Origin of the sequence: Rhodohalobacter mucosus, assembly GCF_003150675.1 — a bacterium.
Lineage (GTDB): Bacteria > Bacteroidota > Rhodothermia > Balneolales > Balneolaceae > Rhodohalobacter > Rhodohalobacter mucosus.
Window position 1 is genome coordinate 120,257 of the sequence record NZ_QGGB01000002.1, and the last position, 21,910, is coordinate 142,166.

Consider the following 21,910-nt stretch of genomic DNA (forward strand, 5'->3'; position numbering starts at 1 on the left):
AAATCCAACAACACGATGACCGCTATCGGTCCCCGAGCCATCAATAGCGTTCCCTGATTAGACCGAGTAAGCGCCCCGTTTCCCGTCTCAGGGTATTGTTGCCGATCACGTAGTTATTGTGAATGATGCTGAAGCTCAGGCGTTTGCCCGAATTTGTGTAGATATAACCGCTGAGTGCAGTATTGTTGCTCAGGGTGCCGGTCTTTGCATAAACAAACGGCGGCTCACCTTCCGGAGAACGATAGTAGCCGCGAAGTGTTCCGCTTACCCCTCCGGCAGGGAACCAGCTCAGCACATTTTCTTCCCCATATTCATCCATCAGTTTCTCCAGAAGATATACCACGCTGCGCGGTGTTATAAGGTTGTATCGGGTGAGTCCGGATCCGTCTCTCCATTGCGGACGATCCGGCAGATCCTGGAAATAATTATCCAGTGACCAGGAAATGGCGTTCGAGGAGTTCAGCGTTCCGGATTGCATTTCCGATATCATCAGCATTAGCTGTTCGGCAACAAAATTGTCACTTTCCAGCATCAGGCGTTTGTAGAGTGTATCTGCAGGCGTGGCGTGTAGCGTTTGCTCAAACCTGAGATCATTTCGATCAGTATAATCCACAGGCCGGTTCAGTGTGTCCGCAAGCATCTCCGTAATCAGGCCGCTGTCATATTTAAACGGGATATTTCGTTCCTGTCTGGCGGTATCCGACCTGGGTGAATAAAAGACAGTATTGGTTTGATAGTCCCTGCGCACAAGCTCCATCTGTTCACCGTCCCATCCCAGATTTTCAATATACCGCTCAAAAAATGCCGGCTTCACCGGCTCCTCTTCGTTAAGCATTACCAGGGCTACCTGCTGTGCCTGCAGCCGCATTATATTTCCATACACGGGAAAGGGGGATTTTTCAGGGGCATAGGCCGCAGGATACCAATCCCATGGCCATCCCTCACCGAAATGGTTATCTTCATAGTGACCATCGAAATATACCAGTGTTTCGGGCCGGTCTTTCAGAAAGCGGTAGGCACCGTTTGTCTCGAAGTTGGGGTTAAGAAACGCGGGATCTCCCGTTCCCCTGAACCAGAGTGTATCATTTCGCACCGTGTAGCGAAGCGAAGGCAGAGTATCAGGCAATGCTTTAAGCGAGGCATAGAGGGTAAATATTTTCATATTGGAGGCAGGGGTGTAATACCGGTCTCCGTCCCTGTCGTATAGCACTGAATCCGCTTCCGGATCGTAGAGAACAAAACCCGTTGTACTCTGACTGAATACGCCGGACTCTTCAAAAAAGCGCTCTACGGGTTCTGAAGTTTCAGGTTCATCCGGCAGAGTGGCGCTTTCCGGAGATTTGCAGGATATCATGGCCAGGATGGACAGAGAGCAGAGTAGTAGAATGAGCTTTGGAAACATTGGGTTCACTACATTATTTAATTTATTCGACACCAAGAACGGCAGCGTACTTTGAATCGAATTTATACGCTTATGAAAAGATTTTTGACCGTAGAAAAATAGTCATTTTATTCAATTTAACAGATCGCGGGTTTGCGGTTGAGGGACAAAAGATTAATTTAAAACCTCATTTTTTAAAAATATTCACCTTTCATGACCGAACTTATTACCGGTATCCAGCAAGTGGGAATTGGGGTAACCGATATTGACGAAGCCTGGGCTTTTTACAGGTCTCTATTCTGCATGGATGTTCCTGTGTTTGATGATGAGGCAGAAGCCGCCCTGATGACCCTCTATACAGGTGGCACTCCGCATTCGCGTCGCGCACTTCTCGCCCTGAACATGAACGGCGGAGGCGGTTTTGAAATCTGGCAGTTTAAAAGCCGCAAGCCCAAAGAGTCCGGATTTACCGTTTTACCCGGCGATCTCGGCATTAACGCCATACGGCTGAAATGCAGGGATATCGAAAAAGCTCATCAGTCAATGAAAGACTATGCTTCCCGAATTCTGACGGCACCCGATGGTTCTCAGCATTTTCTGGTAAGAGATCCGTATGGGAATCTTTTTCAGATTGTTGAGGGAAATTCCTGGTTTCTGAAAAATACGCAACCGATGGGAGGGGTTTGCGGCGTGATGATCGGCGTGTCTGACATTGATGCATCACTCCCGCTTTACACAGGCGTACTTGAGTTTGATGACATTGTTTATGATGAGTCCGGCACATATGGTGATCTTGGAGACGAGATCAGTGCCAGAAGAGTGCTGCTCAGAAAAAAACAGGCACGTAATGGTGCTTTCAGCCGCCTGTTTGGTCATGTTGACATTGAACTGATCCAGATTAGCGGCCGAAAACCAAGAAAGGTGTATGAAAACAGGTATTGGGGCGATCCGGGCTTCATCCATGTCTGTTTTGATGTAAACGATATGGACCGCCTGAAGACAGCCTGTGAAGAGAACGGATATGAGTTCACCGTTGACAGCGATTCAAGTTTCGACATGGGGGAGGCTGCCGGAAGATTCTCATATATCGAGGATCCGGACGGAACCCTGATTGAATTTGTAAACACCCACAAGCTGCCGATCATGAAAAAATGGGGCTGGTACCTTAACCTTCGCAAGAGGAAAAAACAGAAGCCGCTGCCCAACTGGATGCTTAAAACCCTCAGCCTGAACCGGGTGTCGGGCTGATTATTGGGTGATCAGCAAAAAGACCGGTCGATATATGGTGGACGATGAGTGATGAGCGACCTGTGAATTGACCTAATTAAAGAATGTCGCCTATTATTATGCCTTCAGCTTGCAAGTTGAGGCATTATGCTTCCCTCCATGCGCTCGCTGCGCTTGCTTAGTCGGGATGACAAGTGACGGAGGTCAAGAGCGACGGCGCTCCAGAATCCCAAATAAATGAAAAACCCATTTCTGCGCCGCCAAAGCAATGCTGTCTGTCCTAAGCACCGATGGCGCGCAATCATCAGCCCCGTGCGAAGCGCGGGGTGGGATGAACCACCTGTTCCAAACCCGAGCCCGGGTCTTGACCAACGCTTGGATTATGGTCGAGTGGCTTGCAGAGCGATCATCCAGATGAAACGTTATGGGGTTCCCTCCATGCGCTCGCTGCGCTTGCTTAGTCGGGATGACAAGTGACGGGGTCAAGAGCGACGGCGCTCCAGGATCCCAAATAAATGAACAACCCATTTCTGCGCCGCCTATGCGATACCCTCGTTCATAAGCGCCGATGGCGTGCAATCATCAGCCCCGTGCGAAGCGCGGGTGGAATGAACCACCTGTTCCAAACCCGAGCCCGGGCCTTGACCAACGCTTGGATTATGGTCGAGGGTTTTTGGGAAATATTTAATAATTGATTCCCGATTGGAGGCATTTAACAGGTACATTATCCTGAAACCGGTTGGCAGATCTGATCATCTGTTGTTAAACTCTAAACCTAGATCAGAAAAAACATAACTTCGGAATTCAATTGTCTGCCCAATCAGAAATCTTAATGATTACCCAACCCGTTGATTTTTTTAGACTGTATTCACACTAAATTTATCCACTCCCATGAATATTCTGCAGATTCTGCTCATCTCAATAGTTGCCCTGCTCCATATTGGATTTATGATTCTTGAAATGATTCTGTGGGAGCGCCCGGCCGGACGCAGGATATTCGGTACCACAAAAGAGTTTGCAGCGTCCTCTAGAAAACTGGCCATGAACCAGGGGTTATATAACGGTTTTCTGGCGGCAGGCCTTATCTGGGGGCTTTTTCTGGGACCATCAGGGCTTCACGTAATCTATTTTTTCCTGATCTGTGTCGTCATCGCAGGAATCTTTGGCGCTGCAACCGTGAATCGCAGAATTTTCTGGGTTCAGGCCGCACCTGCACTGATCGCGTTCGCAGTCATATACTATTCCTGATCATCGGTACAATTCCGGGCCTGTTCAAATCCGATCATGGCGGTTTTTCTGGCTCTCCCCCAATGATACTGCCCGAAAACTCCTGTCGAACGTATTACCCTGTGGCACGGTATCATACAGGCCACAGGGTTCTTGCCTATAGCGGACCCGGCCGCCCTCGAAGCTGACGGTTTTCCAACAGCTTTTGCAATATCGGAATAGGTGGCCAGTGAGCCAGCCGGAATTTGAAGAAGTGCTCGCCAGATATTTAACTGGAATGGAGTTCCCTTCACATGCAGGATGACTGGCTCTGATAATTCTGCGCCGGAGGCCTCATAATTTAAAACCTGTGCAGCTTTTCTATGGAAGTTCGTCTCCTTTGCACTCAGTTGCGCATTCGGAAACCGATCACGAATCAGGGGTTCCGGATCTAACTCTTCAAATGCATTCTCAAATACCAGCTGGGAAATGCCTCGATCGGTGGAGCCGATCATCACGCGGCCAAACGGGGATTCCTGCACACTGTAGCAAATATTGAGTCCTGCTCCTCCGTTCCGGTACTCCCCGGGCGTCATCCCTTCAATTTTTACAAAGTGGTCATAAAGCCGGGAAGTTGATGAAAATCCCACCTCATCGGCTGCCTGCTCAAGAGTGATACCCTTGTGCAGCACGTTTTTTGCGTGCTCAATCGTGATCAGCTGTAAAAATTTCTTCGGGCTTACTCCGGCCCATTCTGAAAATAGTCTGTGAAAGTGGTAGGGACTCAGGTTTATGTGACGGGATATTTCTTCAAGATCAGGCTGTTTCTTATAGTGATTTGAAATGTAGCCAATGGCTTTCTCAATGCGTGCGTAGTTCCGGTCCATGTTTCAAAGTTAACAACCGGGAGTGCCATGCAAAACCCGGTTCTTGCTTTTATTCGCATTTGTGATCTTCTTTTTACCTATTCAATTCATCTTTTCAGGTTATCTTAGGGATACCTGAAAAGTGAAATAACAAAAACAACACCCTTATCCTTGTAACCATGCACATTGACCATATCGGCATTGCCGTCCGAGATCTTGAAAGCGCAATTCAAACGTATGAAAAAATCCTGAATACAAGCTGCTTCAAGCGCGAAGTGGTTGAGAGTGAGAAAGTGGATACAGCTTTTCTGCAAACCGGTGAATCAAAAGTGGAACTGCTCGGCGGTACATCGCCCGATTCGGTGATCAACAGCTACATTGAAAGACGCGGCGAGGGCATTCACCATGTCGCTTTTGAAGTAACGGACATTGAAAAGGAGATGAAGCGTCTTAAGGATGAAGGATTCAGGCTGCTGAATGAAACTCCAAAAAAAGGAGCCGACAATAAACTGGTGGCTTTTCTTCACCCCAAAGGACAACATGGTGTTCTCGTAGAGCTCTGTCAGAGCATGGATACGGAATGACATAATTCGTGAAAAATAAGACATGGTATGTCTGGAATCTCAGTACTAACTACTCGATACTAATACTGTATCCTTTCCCCGAACCGCCTTACCTTGTTCCCTTTACATCCGATTCAGATAACCCCTATTTTTTATGCAGGACGGAGCTCGTTTTTTTGCCTATGCCACGTGGGCGCTGATGGTATCACTGGCAATCATCATTTTTACACACAGCTTTCTGGACATGGTGAGCCGTCCGGGCTGGCTGGGTACCGTTGTACTGCTGGCGTTCGGATTCATCTATCTCAACCTCACCTATGCTGCCGTAAAGCGTTTTATCCGGAAAGTTCCGGCCCCGACACAAGCCCACCTCTTTCTTGCGTTTCTGATCTATTTGCCTCCATTTATCTGGATCTATGCATCAGCGGATGTGATAACCACCACCGAGATACTGATCTTCCTGGTCCTGGCAATAGCCTGCGGAATGGGAGCCTGGCACGGGAACAAGGCCGGTATCAAGGCACGTTATGAGTACGTACAGTCACTGAAGGAGAGCCGGAATCGTGAATCCTCCAACAACGGTACCTAAGTCCCGGATGGTTCGCAATTGGGACTGTGTCTGCATTGACCGTCAGATCTGGTCGAACTCACCTTTCTTTTTCCTTTCAAAATAGTCGCGTGTGGCTTCCATTACCCTCGGTGCCAGAAGGAGCGTCGATATCACCGTGGGAATTGCCATCATCGCAAACATGCCGTCCACAAGGTTCACGACCATATCGATCGTCGTAATAGAACCGATAAAGATGGAAAAGATGTAGAAGTAATTGTAGTAATGCGCGCGGTTTGCCCCTGCCAGAAAGTTGAGGCACTTGGAGCCATAGTAGGAGTAGGTAAACATGGTTGTAACACTGAATATGAACACGCAGATCAGCAACAGATAGAGCCCTATGGCAGGAATACCTGTCTGAAAGGCCGTTGCCGTCATGGTAATGCCGTCTACGGATGAGTCTGTCCATGCACCGGTCATAAGCAGGGCCATGGCCGTCATGCTGCACACCAGCAGGGTATCGATTGCCGGTTCAAGCATTCCAACCAATCCTTCCCGAACCGGCTCCCGGGTTTTTGCGGCACCGTGGGCCATGGCTTCCGTGCCGATACCCGCTTCGTTTGAAAATGCACCCCTTCGAATGCCCTGCGAAATCATAAATCCAAGCGCGCCGCCGAAAGCAGCCTCGCCGCTTGCATACTCCCCTTTAAATGCATCGCTGACAATCAGCCAGAAGTACTGGGGCAGATCACTGATATTGTTGATAATGATATAAACGACCGTCAGAATATAGACGGCAACCATAAGGGGAACCAGCCTTGACGCCACATTTCCAATACGCTTGATGCCGCCGAAAATAACCAGAGAAACAAGGCCCACCAGGAGAAGCCCGACAATGATATCTGACAACCTGAAACCGGTTTCCGTCATGGCCGTGTCTGCAAGAAGCATAACATCGTAGCCCAGCCAGCCGTTTTCAGCAAGTACGGTATCGCGGATAATCTGTGTAAGCTGATTCGACTGGAACATGGGGGTACAACCGATCAGTCCTGCCAGGCTGAAAAACATGGCAAGCGGTTTCCATTTCGGACCCAACCCCTCAACGATGTAGTACATCGGTCCGCCCTGAATCTTGCCGCTCGAATCCTTGCCCCGGTACATGATAGATAGTGTACAGGTAAAATACTTGGTGGCCATTCCTACCAGCGCCGTGATCCACATCCAGAAAATGGCTCCCGGGCCGCCAACTCCGAGGGCAATTGCAACTCCGCTGATGTTACCCATTCCAACCGTAGCAGCAAGGGTGCTGGAGAGCGCCTGAAAATGGTTAATATCACCCGGAGCGGTTGGGTCCTCATACTTTCCGGAGAGCACTTCGATGCCGTGCCTGAAATTGCGGTACGGCATAAAACGTGAAAAGATGAGAAAAATAACACCCCCTCCCACGAGGAGTACCAGCATGGGAGTTCCCCATGCGTAGTTGGCGAATGTCACAAAAATCTGTTCGAGCGTTTCCAGAGCTTGTAAAGCTTGAATTCAGGTGTAAGAAATGAAGATTAAAGAAATTGAATCGTGGGCATTAATACAAATGAATCAGGCTGAAACTCTCAGGCTCTGTCTCTGGTATAGAAAATATAATCCGATGCGGGTGGTTCTATGCCTGATTTTCTCAGCAGTAAAGAGATCTGCGCTCGGTGATGCTGTCCATGAATGATGAGATGATGGCATATTTGCCAGAGGGGATTTTGATATTCCACACCTTTTGAGTTAGTGTAATAAATCACCGTTTCCAGGTTAACCTCGTGATCACCGATTAGGTTCAGCCATTTCACCTGTATTTTTCGGGCTTTGGATGAGATTTCATCCGGCTGATATTCTTGCCAGATATCCGTTGCTTCAATTTCAAGATCGATAACCCGGTTGTACCAAATCTTCTGGGCATTTATGATGTGTGACAGAAAAGCCACACATGCCGATCGCTGTTCAAAATCCTCTTCTGCTATCAGTTTCTCTGCCAGCTTCCGGTTGCACCAGAGGTCGAATTGAAAAAGATGCTGAATTTTTTGCCTGTCATCCATCTGGTTACACGGGTTGAATTATCCGATTCCGAAATATCTTGAAATACCGCTTAGAATAAATTGCACACTGATAGCCAGTGCAATGAAACCCATCAGCCTTGTCATCACATTGAGGCCTGTCGGGCCAATGTACCTGGCAGAAATCGGTGCCAGCCGCAGCAATCCGTAGGAAACCAACACCACAAGTACGATAGAAACCGCATTTATCAAGTAATCCATCATTCCATCAGCCTGCGTCGCAAAACCTATAACTACCGCAATACTGCCCGGACCCGACAGGAGGGGAAGCGCCAGCGGACTGAATGAGATATCCTCTTTTTCCATTGCAGCAGCTTCGTCCTCATCGGTCAGCTTGCGTCCGCTCGTTTCGGGGTTCAGCATAGAGTATGCAGCTCTCATAATGATTAACCCTCCCGCTATCCGGATTCCAGAAAGGGAAATACCAAAAAAGCTGAGAATAAACGTACCTATCAGCAGAAACGTTATCAGCACGCCAAACATGTAGAGTGTGGCTTTTTTTGCGGTCTGGTTGCGTTCAGCATCCGAAAAACGGTCTGTGAGCGAAAGAAACAATGGCATGGCAGCCAGCGGGTTCACAACCGAAAAAAGTGAGGTGAAGCTTGCGAATAAAAGGGCCCCTACACCAATAATATAGGAGGTTTGCTCGGGTACTGTATCGGTTGCAAATTCAAACATGGCACCAAAGATAGAGATGATTTTATCCATTTTGAATTGATTCTTTTACGCAACATGAAATCGTGATGATTTACTGAAATCTTGTTACCTTTTATACCGCACTTTTTTAAAAATCTGCTTACATACCCCACATGGATAAAGTGAATATTCTTAGTCGAGTCGACATTATCATAAACGGTACAGGAACCCGAGACGAAAAGCTTCAGGCTATCTGTCAGCTGCTCGATTCCAGTGTTAACGTTTTTGACTGGACCGGGTTCTATCTTGATGATCCCGATGAAGAAAAAATGCTCTATCTCGGCCCCTACGTAGGGGAAGCAACGGACCATACCCGCATTCCGTACGGCACCGGCATTTGCGGTCAGGCGGCAGATACGCTGGATACCTTTGTGGTGCAGGATGTAGCACAGGCCGACAATTATCTGGCTTGCAGCATACACGTCAAATCAGAAATCGTGGTACCCATCATGAAAGATGGCAGGTTTTACGGAGAACTTGACATTGACTCCCACACAAAAGATGCATTTACTCCCGAAATCAGAGAGCTCTGTGAATCCGTCTGCAATAAGGTGGCCCGCCTTTTTTAAACTTTTTACATGTAAATCCGCCCCATCCCCTCTTTTTTTTCATTAAGCGACAACGATTTGCGGAAACATGGAGTTGTATTCCATATTTCAAACGATTGACGATTTCATACGTCTGAATAGTATAGCGTCCGTAAATGATGCAGTTGACAGGCACCAAATCTGATCCTTTGTAATAATTCTTAAAATCAACGGGCTGTTATGTCATTTTTTGTATCAGCCAACTTCATAACAGTCTATAGTCCGTACATTTGTAATCTGTTACTGAAAGCAGAACAGAAATTTAAACCTAAACAGACCGACTCTTGAAACAATTAATTTTACTACCCGGAGCCCTTCTTTTACTCTTTGCCCTAAGTTCCTGCGGGTCGGATTCTTCCGAGTCGGGACCCCAATTTCAGAGAGGGGGCAACTTCGGAAATCAACAGGCCACGAGTGTTGAAGTGGTTCCTGTTCAGACCGAAACCATATCCGAACAGATTCGCGCATTCGGCACCATACGTGCTCAAGATGTTGTATCCATTACGCCCCAGGTGTCGAACAGAGTGGTTAGAATTCTGGCCGATCTCGGCGATAACGTTTCAAGTGGTCAGGTTCTCGCTGAAATTTATGATGTTCCCTATCGCGATGCAGTTGAACAAGCTGAAGCACAAATACGACAGGCCAGGGTTAACCTGGAAAGAGACAGCACCCAGTTTGAACGCCAGCGTGAACTGTTTGAGCGGGATCTCATCAGCCGGGCTGAATATGACAACGTACGTTCAACTTACCTGAGCAGCCGGGCTCAATACGAATCGGCCCTTGCAGCCCTTACACAAAGCCAGGAAAATCTTGAAAATACGAAGGTAAAGTCTCCTGTAAACGGTGTGATACTAAGCCGTTCCATTGCGGAGGGGGACATTGCCGGTACCGGGCAGTCCATCTATGAAATTGCCAACCTGAGCGGTTTTGAAACCCGTGTCTATCTTCCAATGCAGGACTGGGAAAACGTGCAGGCCGGCCAGCAGGTATCTCTCTCGCTTTCCAGCCGCTCATCAGAAATAGCAACAGGCGTAGTCTCCAGAATCAGCCCGCAGCTGGACCCAACCACAGGACTCGGAGAAGTTGTGGTAACCATCACCAACACCTCAACATCCATTTATCAGGGTGCACTGGTTCAGTCGCGTATTAACCTGATAACCCGGCAAAATGCCGTGGTTATACCACGCTCGGCCATGGTCGAAAAAGTAGAAACCTATATCGCCCCGGAAACCGGCACCATTGAGCTGGAACGCACATACTCGGCATTTGTCAATCAAGGTGACAGCATTGCTGTTCAGCGCGATTTGGTTCTTGGCATACAACAGGGAGACAGAATTGAGATCCTTGACGGACTACGTCCGGGCGAAGGTCTGATTGTAACGGGACAGGGCAACCTTCAGGATGAATCCAGAATACGTGTTGCGGGTGCCAATGCGCAGAGCGCACAGCGTATGGATACCGACACCTCGGATGAAAGTGCCGAAAACCGGCCCAATTTACAAAACATGACTCCTGAGGAGCGTCAGCAGTTTCGTGAGCGAATGCAGAATCTCTCGCCCGAAGAGCGTCAGAGAGTCAGACAGGAAATGCGGGAGAACGGCAGCAGGGCAGAGCGCCGGCAATCCGATAGCAGCAACCGGTAGAAAGGAGAAAAATCTATGAAAAACCTCCCTAAATTAGCGGTAAACCGGCCTGTAACGTTTATGATGTTCAGCCTTATTCTGATCGGCTTCGGTCTGTACGGCTTGAACAACCTGCGTCTGAACCTCTATCCGGATGTCTCTTTCCCCACCATAACGGTATATACAACCTACGAAGGGGTGGCGCCAGAAGATATTGAAGCACTGATTACGCGTCAGATTGAGGAACAGGTGGGAAGCATTTCGGGAGTTCGGCGTGTTCGGTCACTCTCAAGTCAGGGTGCCTCTGTTGTGAAACTCAATTTTAATTGGGGTACAGATCTTTTCATTGCTGAAACTGAAGTACGGAAAAGGCTCGACATGATACGGCGCGGCCTGCCCGATGAGGTGGATCAGCCTATTGTTTTTTCATATGATCCGAACGATGAACCGGTAATCGTTCTCACGCTCACATCCAATACACGCAGCCCGCGTGACCTGCGAACCATTGCCACCCGGCAGATTGAACAGCGGCTTGAGCGTCTTGAAGGTATTGCATCGGCTGAAACCGCCGGAGGATATGACAGGCAGATTAATGTTCGCATAAGCAATGCACAGATGCGCACATACAATCTGGATGTAAGCAGCATATCCAATCGCCTGCGCCAGGAAAATGTTCAGGTTCCGGCTGGAGACCTCACAGAGGGTGAGACCGTATTCTCGCTCAGGACCATCGGTGATTTCAAGAATATTGATCAGATTCGCAACAGTATTATTGCTGTAACCGACGAAGGCAATCCGGTTTATCTGCAGGATGTTGCACAGGTGGAAGACGGCATTGCGCAACCGATAGGCAATGTGCGGGTGGAGAACCGAGATGGCGTGATTATCAATATTTACAAACAGAGCGACAGTAATGTGGTAACCGCGGCCGGAAATGTTGTAGCTGCCCTTGGTGATATCCGAACCATTCTACCGGGAGATGTTCAGCTTGAGATGCTCACCAATAAGGCGGACTTCATCAGCATGTCGATCAGCAACCTCATCCAGACCGGCTTTCAGGCCGTAATTCTGGTAGTTATTATGCTGCTGCTTTTCCTCAGAAGCGGACGAACCGCACTTATCGTGGCTATCACCATCCCAATCTCCATCATCGCCACCTTTAGCATCATGGACATATCGGAAGTGAGCCTCAATATCATCTCTCTTTCAGGTCTGACCCTTGCCGTGGGTATGGTGGTTGACAATGCCGTTGTGGTGCTCGAAAACATTTTTCGTTTCAGGGAAGATGGTGAAGACGGAAAACAATCGGCGGTGAAAGGTGCACAGGAAGTGTCAACACCTATTGTGGTGTCCACACTCACTACGCTGGTAGTTTTTCTACCCATTCTGTTTGTGCCGGGTATTGCAGGAATTCTCTTCAGGGATCTGGCGCTTACTATCTCATTTGCGCTTATTGTATCCGTGCTGATCGCCATTTCACTGATCCCGGTGCTGAGCTCAAGGCTCTTTGATGCCGAAATTTCTACCGCTGCACAAAAAGAGCCGGCACGTAATATTCTCAATAAGCTTATGATCTGGCGCAGAAAATCCCTGCTGAACCGGATTTTATCCATACCTGTTCTGTTTCTCTACTTCCTTAGCTGGCCCCTTCTGAAGCTCTGGGGATTCATAGCACGGGCATCGAACACCCTCTTTTCAGAGAATGTCGGGCCCTGGCTGGGCAGAAAATTCGACAGCCTGGAAGAGCGGTATAAAGCCCTACTCGATCGCAGCCTGCAAAGGAGCGGAACGGTTGTAATCGGTGCCATTATTCTGCTGATAGGTTCTCTTCCTATCTATACCCTCCTTGGAGGTGAGTTTTTTCCTCAGGTTGATGAAAACTTTATCATCCTGGAAGTGCAGCGTGAGCCGGGCGTGAGCCTTCTTGAGCTGGAACGCACTATCGTGCAGGTTGAAGAAATAATTAATGAGGAGGTGCCCGAGCGACGCCTTGTGGTATCAGACTATGGTGACAAGATCGGTATTGAAGGTGCTGACAGTCCGGGCGGGAACCAGGGCAGGGTTCGTATCGAACTTGTTCCGGTTAACGAGCGTGATCGCGGGCAGATGGACATAACGGCCAGTCTCCTTGAACGGCTCGAAATTATACCGGGTGCCAACATTCGGGAAGTTCGCGAAGATCCGCTAAGCCCTGACGGAGATACAGGGCTGATTGTTCAGATTTTTGGGTTCGAACAAGACATGAAACAGGAACTGGCTTTTAATGCCATGGAACGTTTGCGCGGAATCGATGGCATCGTAAACGTGTTCAGTTCTGCCGACCAGGGCCGGCCGGAGCTCAGGGTCGAAATGGACAGGGAACGAATTGCGCGTGTGGGAATGAATACATCTCAGGTTGCCAATGCATTGAGCAATGCTGTTCAGGGAGATATTGCAACAACCTTTGTCGATCAGGGACTCGAGTTTGAAGTACTTGTAGAGGTAGATCCCATCGACCGCTCGCAATCCACCGATTTGAATGAGCTGCAGATTCGTACTCCATCCGGACAATGGATGCCGCTAAAAAACCTTGCAAGCGTAGGGCGTTTTACGGGTCCCTCAAATATCCTGAGAGTAAATCAGGAGCGCATGGTTGAAGTGGAGGGCGATCTTGGCAATCTGGACCTGAGCACCGCTATTGAATATGCCCGGAACGAACTGGAGCAGATTCAGTGGCCCGACGGTTATCGCTATGAACTGGGCGGATCGGCTGAGGAACAGCAGCAATCTTTCTTTTATCTGCTGATCGCATTCCTGGTGGCTGCGATTCTCACCTATATGGTGATGGCATCTCAGTTCGAGAGTCTAGTAGAGCCATTCATCATCCTGTTTACGATTCCGCTTGCTCTTACGGGGGTGTTGCTGATGCTTTGGATGACGTTGACGCCAATAAGTGTAACAGCAATGGTTGGTCTGGTTCTGCTTACCGGTATTGTTGTAAATAACGGTATCGTGATGATCGATTACATCAAGATTCTGCAGTCTCGCGGACAAAATCGCCATGATGCCATTGTGAATGGCGCCGGCCGTCGCCTGCGTCCGATTCTGATGACGGCATTTACAACCATCCTTGCTATGGTGCCGCTGGCGCTGCAGCTGGGCTCAGGCGCTGAAACGTGGAGCCCGATGGCCCGTTCCGTTATCGGAGGGCTTACGATGAGTACCATACTCATGCTTTTTGCGGTTCCATGTATGTACTACATTATCAATGGGTGGGTTGAAAAAGCCGGATTTGATGCGGTTCATAAAGAAGATCCGTTAAAGGAGTAACCAATGTCACAAGGTGCATATTTAAGGGCAGGGTTTATACCCTGAGCCCTGTGCCTTGCACCCTGAAACCATAACCCTTCTTCTTCGAAGGATACGCCATGAAAAAAATATCCATCACTGAAAAAATTCTGAAGCGGCCGGTAACGGCTATTATGATGTCGCTTCTGGTTATCGGTTTCGGCATCTTTTCGCTTCTCAACCTGAAGGTAACGCTATATCCTTCGTTCAATATCCCCGTGATGGCTGTATCGGTTAACTACTCCAATGTGGCTCCTGACGACATGCTACAGCTGGTAGTGGAGCCTATTGAGGCTGTGGTGATGGGTGTTGAAGGAGTCGAATCACTTGACTCGATCGTACGGCAGGGTGGCGCTTTTATGATTCTTAGGCTCCAGCCGGGTACAGATATCATGATTACCGAACAGAGAGTTCGGGAGGCCGTAGAACGAATACGCCCTACATTGCCTGCCGAAGCTAATGAACCCTTTATCTTTCAGTTTGACCCGGATCGCGCCCCCATTATGCGCCTTAGCGTGGAATCGGATGTGCTGGGCCTGGACGAGCTGCGACAGCTCTCCATTGAATTTATTGAACCGCGCTTTGAGCGTATACCGGGTGTTGCATCTGCCGAGACACGCGGCGGGCTCACTAGAAATATATATGTGGACCTGATTCCTGAAGCTATGTCGCTCCACAGCATTCTGCCAAACCAGGTAACCGGTGCCATTCAGTCGAATAACGTACAGCAACCCATCGGCAACCTCGTGGCCGATCGCACCAGCTACAGTATTCGGGCCGCTTCGATGTATTCAGATGTTGACCAGATTGCGCAAACGATCATAAGCATGACGGATGGAGTTCCTGTCAGAGTAAGCGACGTGGCGGTTGTGCGTGATGACTATGAGGATATTGATAACATAGTCGAGATAAACGGACGTAACAGCGTAACCATTGAAGTACAAAAGCAGTCGGATGCGAATACACTTGAGGTTGCACAGTCTGTCATTGCCACCGTTCAGGAATTCTACCCCACCCTGCCGTCAAATGTAACCATGCAGGTACTGAGCAATGAAGGCAAATTCATTGAAGATTCGGTCTCAAACCTCTCCCAGTCGGCCCTGATCGCGCTCATTGTTGTAATACTGATTCTGCTGCTGTTTATGGGCGGGTGGCGAATCGCATTTGTTGTTGCCATGAGTATTCCTGTATCCCTTACGGCTACGTTCGCGTTTATGTATTTCATGGATATCACGCTCAACATCATATCCATTACAGGGCTTGCTTTAGCCATCGGGCTTCTGGTCGACAACTCCATCGTGGTATCGGAGAGCATAGCCAAAAAACTTGAAGAGGGGCAGAATCGTTTTAAGGCTGCTCTCACAGGAACCAACGAAGTAGGCGGAGCCCTGCTTGGTTCAACCCTGACCACGCTGGCAGTATTTGTACCGCTCATGGGCCTCTCAGGGTTCCAGGGCACGATAGCGCGGGATCTGGCGCTGACAATATCCATCTCCATCACCAGCTCCTTTCTGGCATCCATCATTCTCATCCCGGTTCTTGCATCACTGGTGATGAAACGGGAAGAATTTTTGAAAGCGAACTACACTTTTCGCTGGATCCGGTCACTGGAAGAGAACTACATATCCATTCTGCAGTGGATCCTGAAAAGAAAATATGTGGTCAGTATCGCCATACTGCTGATCATCGGCGGCTCCGTGTACATGTTTCAGAACATTCAGAAAGAGTTTTTTCCGGAAACGGACGCTGGCCAGTTTGATCTAAGAATTGAGCTGCCGGCCGGCACAAAACTGGCTACCACCGCTGAAGCTCTCCGGACCTACACTGATCAGATACTGGAATATTCCGAGGTACAAACGGTGATTACCAATATTGGACGCAGGGGCAGGAGTACCATCTCAAACGGTGGTACGCTAAGTATCACACTTGTTGACCCTGGCCAGCGTGATATAGAAACTGCCGACATAGCGGCAGAACTCCAGGAGTTGCTTCGGGAACCCGATGTAAACGTGGATATTTCAAACCTCGGCGGAGGTGGCGGCATACCATTCGGGCGCGGGGGCTGGAGCGGCCGGGGCATCCGTGTCAGCTTAATCGGGCCCGATGTGGAGGTTCTTCAGCGTCTCACCCTCGAAATGGAAGAAAAACTGATTGATGACCCGATGGTGATGTCTGTGAGCAATCCCCGCTCAAGGCCAACGCCTGAGCTTGTTTACCAGCTCGACCGTCAAAGAATCAGCCGCACAGGTTTCACCACACAGGATGTTGCCAGGGAACTGGGTGCTCAGGCCAGGGGCAACCGGGCAGGATTTTTCCGTGAAGAGGGGCGTGAAATCCCGATTCAGGTACGCAACGTAAGAGAGCAGTTCCAAAACCGCGAAGATCTTTACGACCTGGAGCTGCTGCAGGTCGGTGAACAGAGAATCCCCGTGCTGGGTCTCGGCGAGTTTGTGGCTCAGGAAGGTCTATCGAGTATAAACCGACGTGACCGCCAAACTCTCCTCGATGTTTCCATTATGGTTCGGGGCGACCTGGAGGAGTATCAGCAGCGCATTGTGGATGTGCTTGAAAATGAAATTATCCTGCCAGACGGATATCGATATGAGTTTTCAGGATCGATATTTTCACAGCAGGAGAGCAGTGCTGAAGTTTTAATTTCACTCCTGCTTGCACTGCTTCTTACCTATATGGTAATGGCTTCCGTATTTGAAAATTTTCGGGACCCCTTTATTGTCATGTTTTCAGTACCCCTTGCTTTCTTTGGGTCACTGGTATTTCTGAATATTACAGGCACTCCTCTCAGCATTCCTGCCTACATTGGTATTGTGATACTAATCGGGATTGTGGTAAACAACGGCATCGTATTGCTCGACTACATTCATCAGAAAACCAAAAATCGTGAAGAGTCCACTGACTATCTGGAGCTTTTTCTGGAAGCCTGTCAGCGTAGAATGAGGCCCATTCTGCTTACTGCTATGACCACGATCTTCTCGATGATTCCCCTGGCGCTCGAGGTCGGATCCGGTTCGGAAACATGGAGTCCGCTGGCCAGATCGGTTATCGGCGGACTGGCATTTGCAGCCGTTCTGACCCTTTTTGTGATTCCGACCGTCGTGGTTGGCATTTCAAACCGCAGAAGAAAAGTGATTAAGGAAGCATTTGAAAACAAATCTTCATGAGAAAAGACCATTTTTAAAAAGCGGGGGTTGGAAATTCTTAAGATGTCTTTACCAGAACCTCCTCGACACAAACTTGGGCGTTGGAAACGGCTACAGGGTCCAGTCTACTACGCTAAAGCTTCGCAGACCACGGGGTGCATGGCACACGGTTGGTGCTATCCCGAAGTCTCGGGACTGCAAACTGCACGCAGCAGGTCTCAGGCTGCAGGTTTGATATAAGACAACACTCTTTGTCCCGGAAACTTCAACCATCGCTCATCGCCAGTCGTCCATCACATATCGTCTTCTCCCGCCTGCAGATCATCCGGTGATTAGCAGATCCCGGAGTGAAGCGTTAATAAGAAAATCATACCGGTGAGATCTCCTCAAATGGGATAAACCTGATGGACCATTGATTATCTTTAGCGTAATAGAGGGAGCTGCCACCGGAGGATCTGCCCGCCGGTGATTTTTGTCTCTTTTGATCATTCAAAAGAGAGAGGAAGAGGGAGAGATCTCTAAACAGTATGGAAATGTATCTGTATCACAGAATCAGGCCACATGCTACAGGCAACAGGTCCCGAGAATCGGGAGCAACAATCAAAACCGAGGGGTCGGGACTGCAAACTGTACGCAGCTGGGTGCATGCTACAAGGTGCAAGATTGATTTAAAGCAACACCCATAATTCCGTAAACAGATGAAGAAGACAAGCTTCAGAAAGCCTAAAGCCAGTTCAGCAGATCATCTTTTACGCTTTTCACATCCACATAGCGCTCAAAGATTTCGCTGAGGGAAGCATCCTTTTCCAGTTCCCTTCGGGATTTTGCATCCAGGTAAGCAAGAATCTGGCCTTTGTGAAGGATGGCAATATCGTCACACAGATTTTCAACCACTTCCAGAATATGGCTGGTAATAAAAATTGTGGTGCCCTTCTCCTTCAGTTTTCTCAGAATGGATTTCATTCGGCCAATGGAGATCACGTCCACGCTTTCAAATGGTTCGTCAAGAAAAAGCAGTTTTGGATTGGTGAGAATGGCCGCGCAAAAAGCCAGTTTCTTCCGGCTTCCGGATGAGAGCTGTTTTGACTTCACATGAGCAAATTCTTCAATTTCAAAATAACTAAACAGTGAATTGATCTTATCGGCCAACCCGCTGCTGTCAATCCTGTACATCTCACAGACGTAGGTCACAAATTCGTAACTGGTAAAATTTTCAAACAGCAGCGGTGGCTGTAAAACCGATGCTACGCTCTTTTTGATCTTCATCTCATTGGATGAAGTGTATTCAAATCCGTTTATGGTAATCGTACCCTCGCTATAGTCAAGCAAACCTGTCAGGATCCCAATTAGCGTACTTTTCCCGGCTCCGTTCGGTCCAATGAGGCCGAAGATGGTACCGGCGGGTACCTCCAGGTCAAGGCTTTTTAAAACGGGTTCTTTGTCGTACGCCTTGGAAAGTTCACTGATGGTTAAAGCTCGTTCCATAATTTGGGTATCACAATCTTTTTGAATGATTCAGTGGTTGTCGCCAGTTTTCTCACAAACCATACGGCAAGTATCGCAGTTACCGCAGCAAGGAGGATAATATGAAGCCATTGCCTTCCCTCCAGCACGAAGAAAGTAAGAATGCCGAGCAAAAGTACCACAAACATTGCTGAAAAGGTAATGGAAGCAGGCACGGCCGGGTTCGATACCGACATCAGGCTGACTTCCTCAATTTTCTTGTAGTTCGACATGCTGCTCTTCAGAATCATATGCAGAAACACCATATTGATTCCGGTAACACCCAGAAGCACCTGAATCATGGTAAGCAGGTCCTCAAAAAGAAACGGCAACAGTATCAGTACCGTCAGAAATGCGATTCCCGTGATCTTGAAAGCGGTCTTGAAACGCTCCAGGATAATTTTACGGCGTTCAACCGGTGCCTGAAGTGTGAGCAGAAGCTCCCTGTTTTCGAAACCGAACGGGTTTGCCAGCATCACCATCAGAAAAACCACCGGGATGAACGTAAGAAATACGGAAACCAGAAACTGATTTGCCGTGGTGCCGTCGCCCGCAATCAGTATATACGGTACGATAAGAACATAGGTAAGCAAAAACTGGGTTTTACTGTACGAATGGTTCCAGATCGTATAGAAAAACTTGCCTCCCTGCAGACCCAGCCGTTTAATAAACGTACTCACTTCACCCGACTTCCCTGCCCGCACATTTGCATTGATGGGCTGCAGCAATGCCTGCCGGGTATGCTCCGACATATCCCGAATCAAAAAAAAGGTCAGAACACCAAACACTACGATGAGTGTGCTTAGAAGCGGGATTGAACTGAGGGTTGATGCCACACTGTAGAAAACCATTCCCGGGGTGTAGTGCAGCCAACTGTTCAGAGCCTCCGCAATAGCTGATGCATCAGAAACATAGTCAGGCAAATTAACACCCGTGCTCAGGATTACGAGAATAATGACGGCAATGCCCAGAAAACCGTTCACCCATTTGAGGTTGTCTGCAGTAAACAGTTTAAACCGCCACTTAAATGAGTTGATGAGACCGTAATTTACCAGCAGCAGAAGAACAATGGTGATAAACTGCAGGTTGCTTTGCGATAGCATTGCCAGATAGAATACCCATATCACGTTAAAAAGAAGGTTTACGGGATGGAAAAATCCGGCCAGGTTCAGATAGCCTGTCAGCCTTCGCAGCGGCATACCAAGTGCAAGAAGTTTTCTGTTATCGGTTAACCTGAGACGGCTGATTTTTGTAAAAAAAACCTGGTTCAGCCAAAGCAGATTGATAAAAAACAGGTTAAACGCCAGATTTACATCTTCTGTATACCACGGATAGGTCTCCTGCACAGCACTTATATCGGGAGCGACAATCAGCGTGATCGCCACTGCTATAAACTGCCCCAGTATGATCAGCAGAAACAGAGAGTAAAACAGAATGGCTGCTACCTCAACGTTCTGAAGGGAACGCCACCACAGTATTGAATTTAGCTTCACAAACTCCTTCAGCATATCTTTTTCCGGATTAAAAGTCGTTCCACAACTTCATCAGAACTCTGTTCTTAAATGCCCTTGCAAGCAAACTGAAATTCAGCAAAATGTAAACACCGATTGCGATAATGAGTATCACCATAACCCACAGTCTGTACGGCTGCCATTCTCCCAGCGGCACAAACACCGTATATCCCAGAATGAAAATTGCTGACGACATCGTAAATGTAACTTTTTGCGGGATAATGGGATGTTTGAAGCTGAAAGAGCTGTAGCTTGCCTTTTGATACTGATAAAATGAACTCCATAGAAAAACCAGCATAAAACAGAGAAAAAAGAAGGTGTTTGCGATGTAGATTGAAAAAACGGGACCAAGTTGCGGCAGTCTCAGAATCTCAACTATGGTGATGCCGTAAAAAATAAAGAGAGGAACGGTTATTATACCCAGAAACCTCTCTTTAAGCTGTTTTTCGAACGGTACGGGAAGCTGCAGGTGAAGCAGCAGCTCACGGTGTTCGTAACCAAACATGTTTGCCATTCCCATTCCAAGAAGTGCAACGGGTATAGCAGCCAGCATCGTTGCAATCAGTATCAGCGATATGATACCAAAATCAACCGCCAGCAAAATGGGAATGTAAATAAGCGGTATCAGTGTGATGGCAAGCAGCTGTAGCCGGTTATAGGGGTGCGTCATCACATAGTAATAGTATTTCCCTGCATTGAAACCCAGCCAGCTTCTAAGGAAAATCCATAGCCTGCTTCCCTCCTTCCGCACCTTCATCACGGCCGGGCGCATCATCCCCTCCCTTGTTTTGTTCTGATGATCACGAAAAATTACATACGTAAGAAACACGAGGAGAATGAAAATTACGGACGAAAAAAGCGGAGAATTTTCGAATGTTGCCGACTGATAGAGCATACCGCCGGGCAGCCAAAGCAGTACATCAATAATCTGCGACAGCTGTATGGCAAGTTCATTAAGAATTGACTGGGTTTGACGGGAGATAATCGCCAGTGCAGATATCACGCCAAACAGGATAAATACGAAACTGAATACAATGATCTTGAAGCGCCTCTCCACCATTTGCAGAAAACGGTGCTTGATAGAGTAGATAATGCCATAATTCAGAATTACCGCTGCAACCACAACCGGGATATTCCAGAACGAATGAATCTGCAGTGACAGAAACACAAGCCAGGTTATGTTATAAATTACATTAACCGGGTGATAGAGGCACATCAGGTTTAGATGCCTTGAAAGCAATACGGAAGGATAACCGAATATCAGCAGCTTTCTGTTTTCTTCCATATTGAGAAGCCGCGTACTTGTAAAAGAGAAGTGCAGAATCCAGAATACGCTTGCAAACGTAAGCAGTATGAGCCGGTGCAGTTCGGGCGTAAGCCAGGTAAGTTCCATCTGCAGGCTTGCCGTACTGTCGAGCAAAAGAACGATCAGTGCAGAACCCAGCAGGTTGATCAGCATAAACAACAGGAAGAGCCCGTAACCAATCAGAAGCAAAGTCTGCAGATTGGTCAGGCGGGCCAGAAACAGTTTCCAGTTTAAAAAGAGAAGCTTTTGCAGCATAGTCACTCAAAAAATAAAACCCCGGCTCACATATTGAACCGGGGTGTACCAGGTTTCAT

Annotated in this window: 16 protein-coding genes; 8 read left to right on the forward strand and 8 right to left on the reverse strand. The window is 48.2% G+C overall.

Annotation, left to right across the window (positions count from 1 at the left end; all coding sequences use genetic code 11):
* Window positions 1-40: 40 nt before the first annotated feature.
* Window positions 41-1,402, reverse strand: a complete 1,362-nt coding sequence (locus DDZ15_RS01615; RefSeq protein ID WP_109644188.1) for a D-alanyl-D-alanine carboxypeptidase — start codon at window positions 1,400-1,402, stop codon at window positions 41-43.
* Window positions 1,403-1,594: 192 nt separating this feature from the next.
* Between DDZ15_RS01615 and DDZ15_RS01620 the strand changes: the two genes are divergently transcribed.
* Window positions 1,595-2,629: a VOC family protein gene (locus DDZ15_RS01620; protein ID WP_109644190.1), complete on the forward strand. Its 1,035-nt coding sequence runs from the start codon at window positions 1,595-1,597 to the stop codon at window positions 2,627-2,629.
* A gap of 876 nt (window positions 2,630-3,505) precedes the next feature.
* Entirely contained in the window at window positions 3,506-3,856 is a 351-nt protein-coding gene (locus DDZ15_RS01625; protein WP_423242070.1) for a DUF1304 domain-containing protein, read from the forward strand.
* On the opposite strand, the gene DDZ15_RS01630 is transcribed toward DDZ15_RS01625, so the two are convergent.
* A complete protein-coding gene (locus DDZ15_RS01630; protein ID WP_109644194.1) occupies window positions 3,847-4,701 on the reverse strand; it encodes a bifunctional transcriptional activator/DNA repair enzyme AdaA in 855 nt (284 codons plus the stop codon). The two genes, DDZ15_RS01625 and DDZ15_RS01630, sit on opposite strands and share 10 nt — an antisense overlap.
* 158 nt (window positions 4,702-4,859) lie before the next feature.
* Between DDZ15_RS01630 and mce the strand changes: the two genes are divergently transcribed.
* Complete coding sequence (mce, locus tag DDZ15_RS01635; RefSeq protein ID WP_109644196.1) at window positions 4,860-5,264, forward strand: methylmalonyl-CoA epimerase; 405 nt, start codon at window positions 4,860-4,862, stop codon at window positions 5,262-5,264.
* 133 nt (window positions 5,265-5,397) lie between these two features.
* A complete protein-coding gene (locus tag DDZ15_RS01640) occupies window positions 5,398-5,832 on the forward strand; it encodes a hypothetical protein (protein ID WP_109644198.1) in 435 nt (144 codons plus the stop codon).
* A 42-nt stretch (window positions 5,833-5,874) separates the two neighbouring features.
* Here the strand turns inward: DDZ15_RS01640 and DDZ15_RS01645 are convergent, their stop codons facing one another.
* From DDZ15_RS01645 to DDZ15_RS01655, 3 genes are all read right to left on the reverse strand, one after another.
* Window positions 5,875-7,284, reverse strand: coding sequence for an alanine/glycine:cation symporter family protein (locus DDZ15_RS01645; protein WP_242978840.1), 1,410 nt, complete (start codon window positions 7,282-7,284; stop codon window positions 5,875-5,877).
* Between the two features lie 113 nt (window positions 7,285-7,397).
* Complete coding sequence (locus DDZ15_RS01650) at window positions 7,398-7,868, reverse strand: DinB family protein (RefSeq protein WP_109644202.1); 471 nt, start codon at window positions 7,866-7,868, stop codon at window positions 7,398-7,400.
* Between the two features lie 18 nt (window positions 7,869-7,886).
* The gene (locus DDZ15_RS01655) at window positions 7,887-8,594 is read right to left on the reverse strand and encodes a MarC family NAAT transporter (protein ID WP_242978842.1); all 708 of its coding nucleotides are present in this window, start codon (window positions 8,592-8,594) and stop codon (window positions 7,887-7,889) included.
* 101 nt (window positions 8,595-8,695) lie between these two features.
* Here DDZ15_RS01655 and DDZ15_RS01660 point away from each other — a divergent pair, with 101 nt between their 5' ends.
* The 4 genes from DDZ15_RS01660 (at window position 8,696) to DDZ15_RS01680 (ending at window position 17,297) form a co-directional block, all read left to right on the forward strand.
* Window positions 8,696-9,151 (forward strand): GAF domain-containing protein, encoded by a 456-nt coding sequence (locus DDZ15_RS01660; RefSeq protein ID WP_109644204.1) that lies wholly within the window; start codon window positions 8,696-8,698, stop codon window positions 9,149-9,151.
* A 302-nt stretch (window positions 9,152-9,453) separates the two neighbouring features.
* A complete protein-coding gene (locus DDZ15_RS01665; RefSeq protein ID WP_242978843.1) occupies window positions 9,454-10,812 on the forward strand; it encodes an efflux RND transporter periplasmic adaptor subunit in 1,359 nt (452 codons plus the stop codon).
* A gap of 15 nt (window positions 10,813-10,827) precedes the next feature.
* The gene (locus tag DDZ15_RS16895) at window positions 10,828-14,100 is read left to right on the forward strand and encodes an efflux RND transporter permease subunit (protein WP_242978845.1); all 3,273 of its coding nucleotides are present in this window, start codon (window positions 10,828-10,830) and stop codon (window positions 14,098-14,100) included.
* Between the two features lie 98 nt (window positions 14,101-14,198).
* Window positions 14,199-17,297 (forward strand): efflux RND transporter permease subunit, encoded by a 3,099-nt coding sequence (locus DDZ15_RS01680; protein WP_109644206.1) that lies wholly within the window; start codon window positions 14,199-14,201, stop codon window positions 17,295-17,297.
* A gap of 702 nt (window positions 17,298-17,999) precedes the next feature.
* Here DDZ15_RS01680 and DDZ15_RS01685 read toward each other — a convergent pair.
* Genes DDZ15_RS01685 through DDZ15_RS01695 form a run of 3 tightly spaced genes read right to left on the reverse strand, consistent with a single transcriptional unit; the run spans window position 18,000 to window position 21,851 of the window.
* Window positions 18,000-18,761 carry an ABC transporter ATP-binding protein gene (locus tag DDZ15_RS01685; protein WP_109644208.1) on the reverse strand — a complete coding sequence of 254 codons (762 nt, stop codon included), beginning with the start codon at window positions 18,759-18,761 and terminating at the stop codon, window positions 18,000-18,002.
* Entirely contained in the window at window positions 18,746-20,287 is a 1,542-nt protein-coding gene (locus DDZ15_RS01690) for a hypothetical protein (RefSeq protein WP_109644210.1), read from the reverse strand. The genes DDZ15_RS01685 and DDZ15_RS01690 overlap by 16 nt, the downstream gene beginning before the upstream one ends.
* Before the next feature lie 13 nt (window positions 20,288-20,300).
* Complete coding sequence (locus DDZ15_RS01695; protein ID WP_242978846.1) at window positions 20,301-21,851, reverse strand: hypothetical protein; 1,551 nt, start codon at window positions 21,849-21,851, stop codon at window positions 20,301-20,303.
* Window positions 21,852-21,910 lie beyond the last annotated feature (59 nt).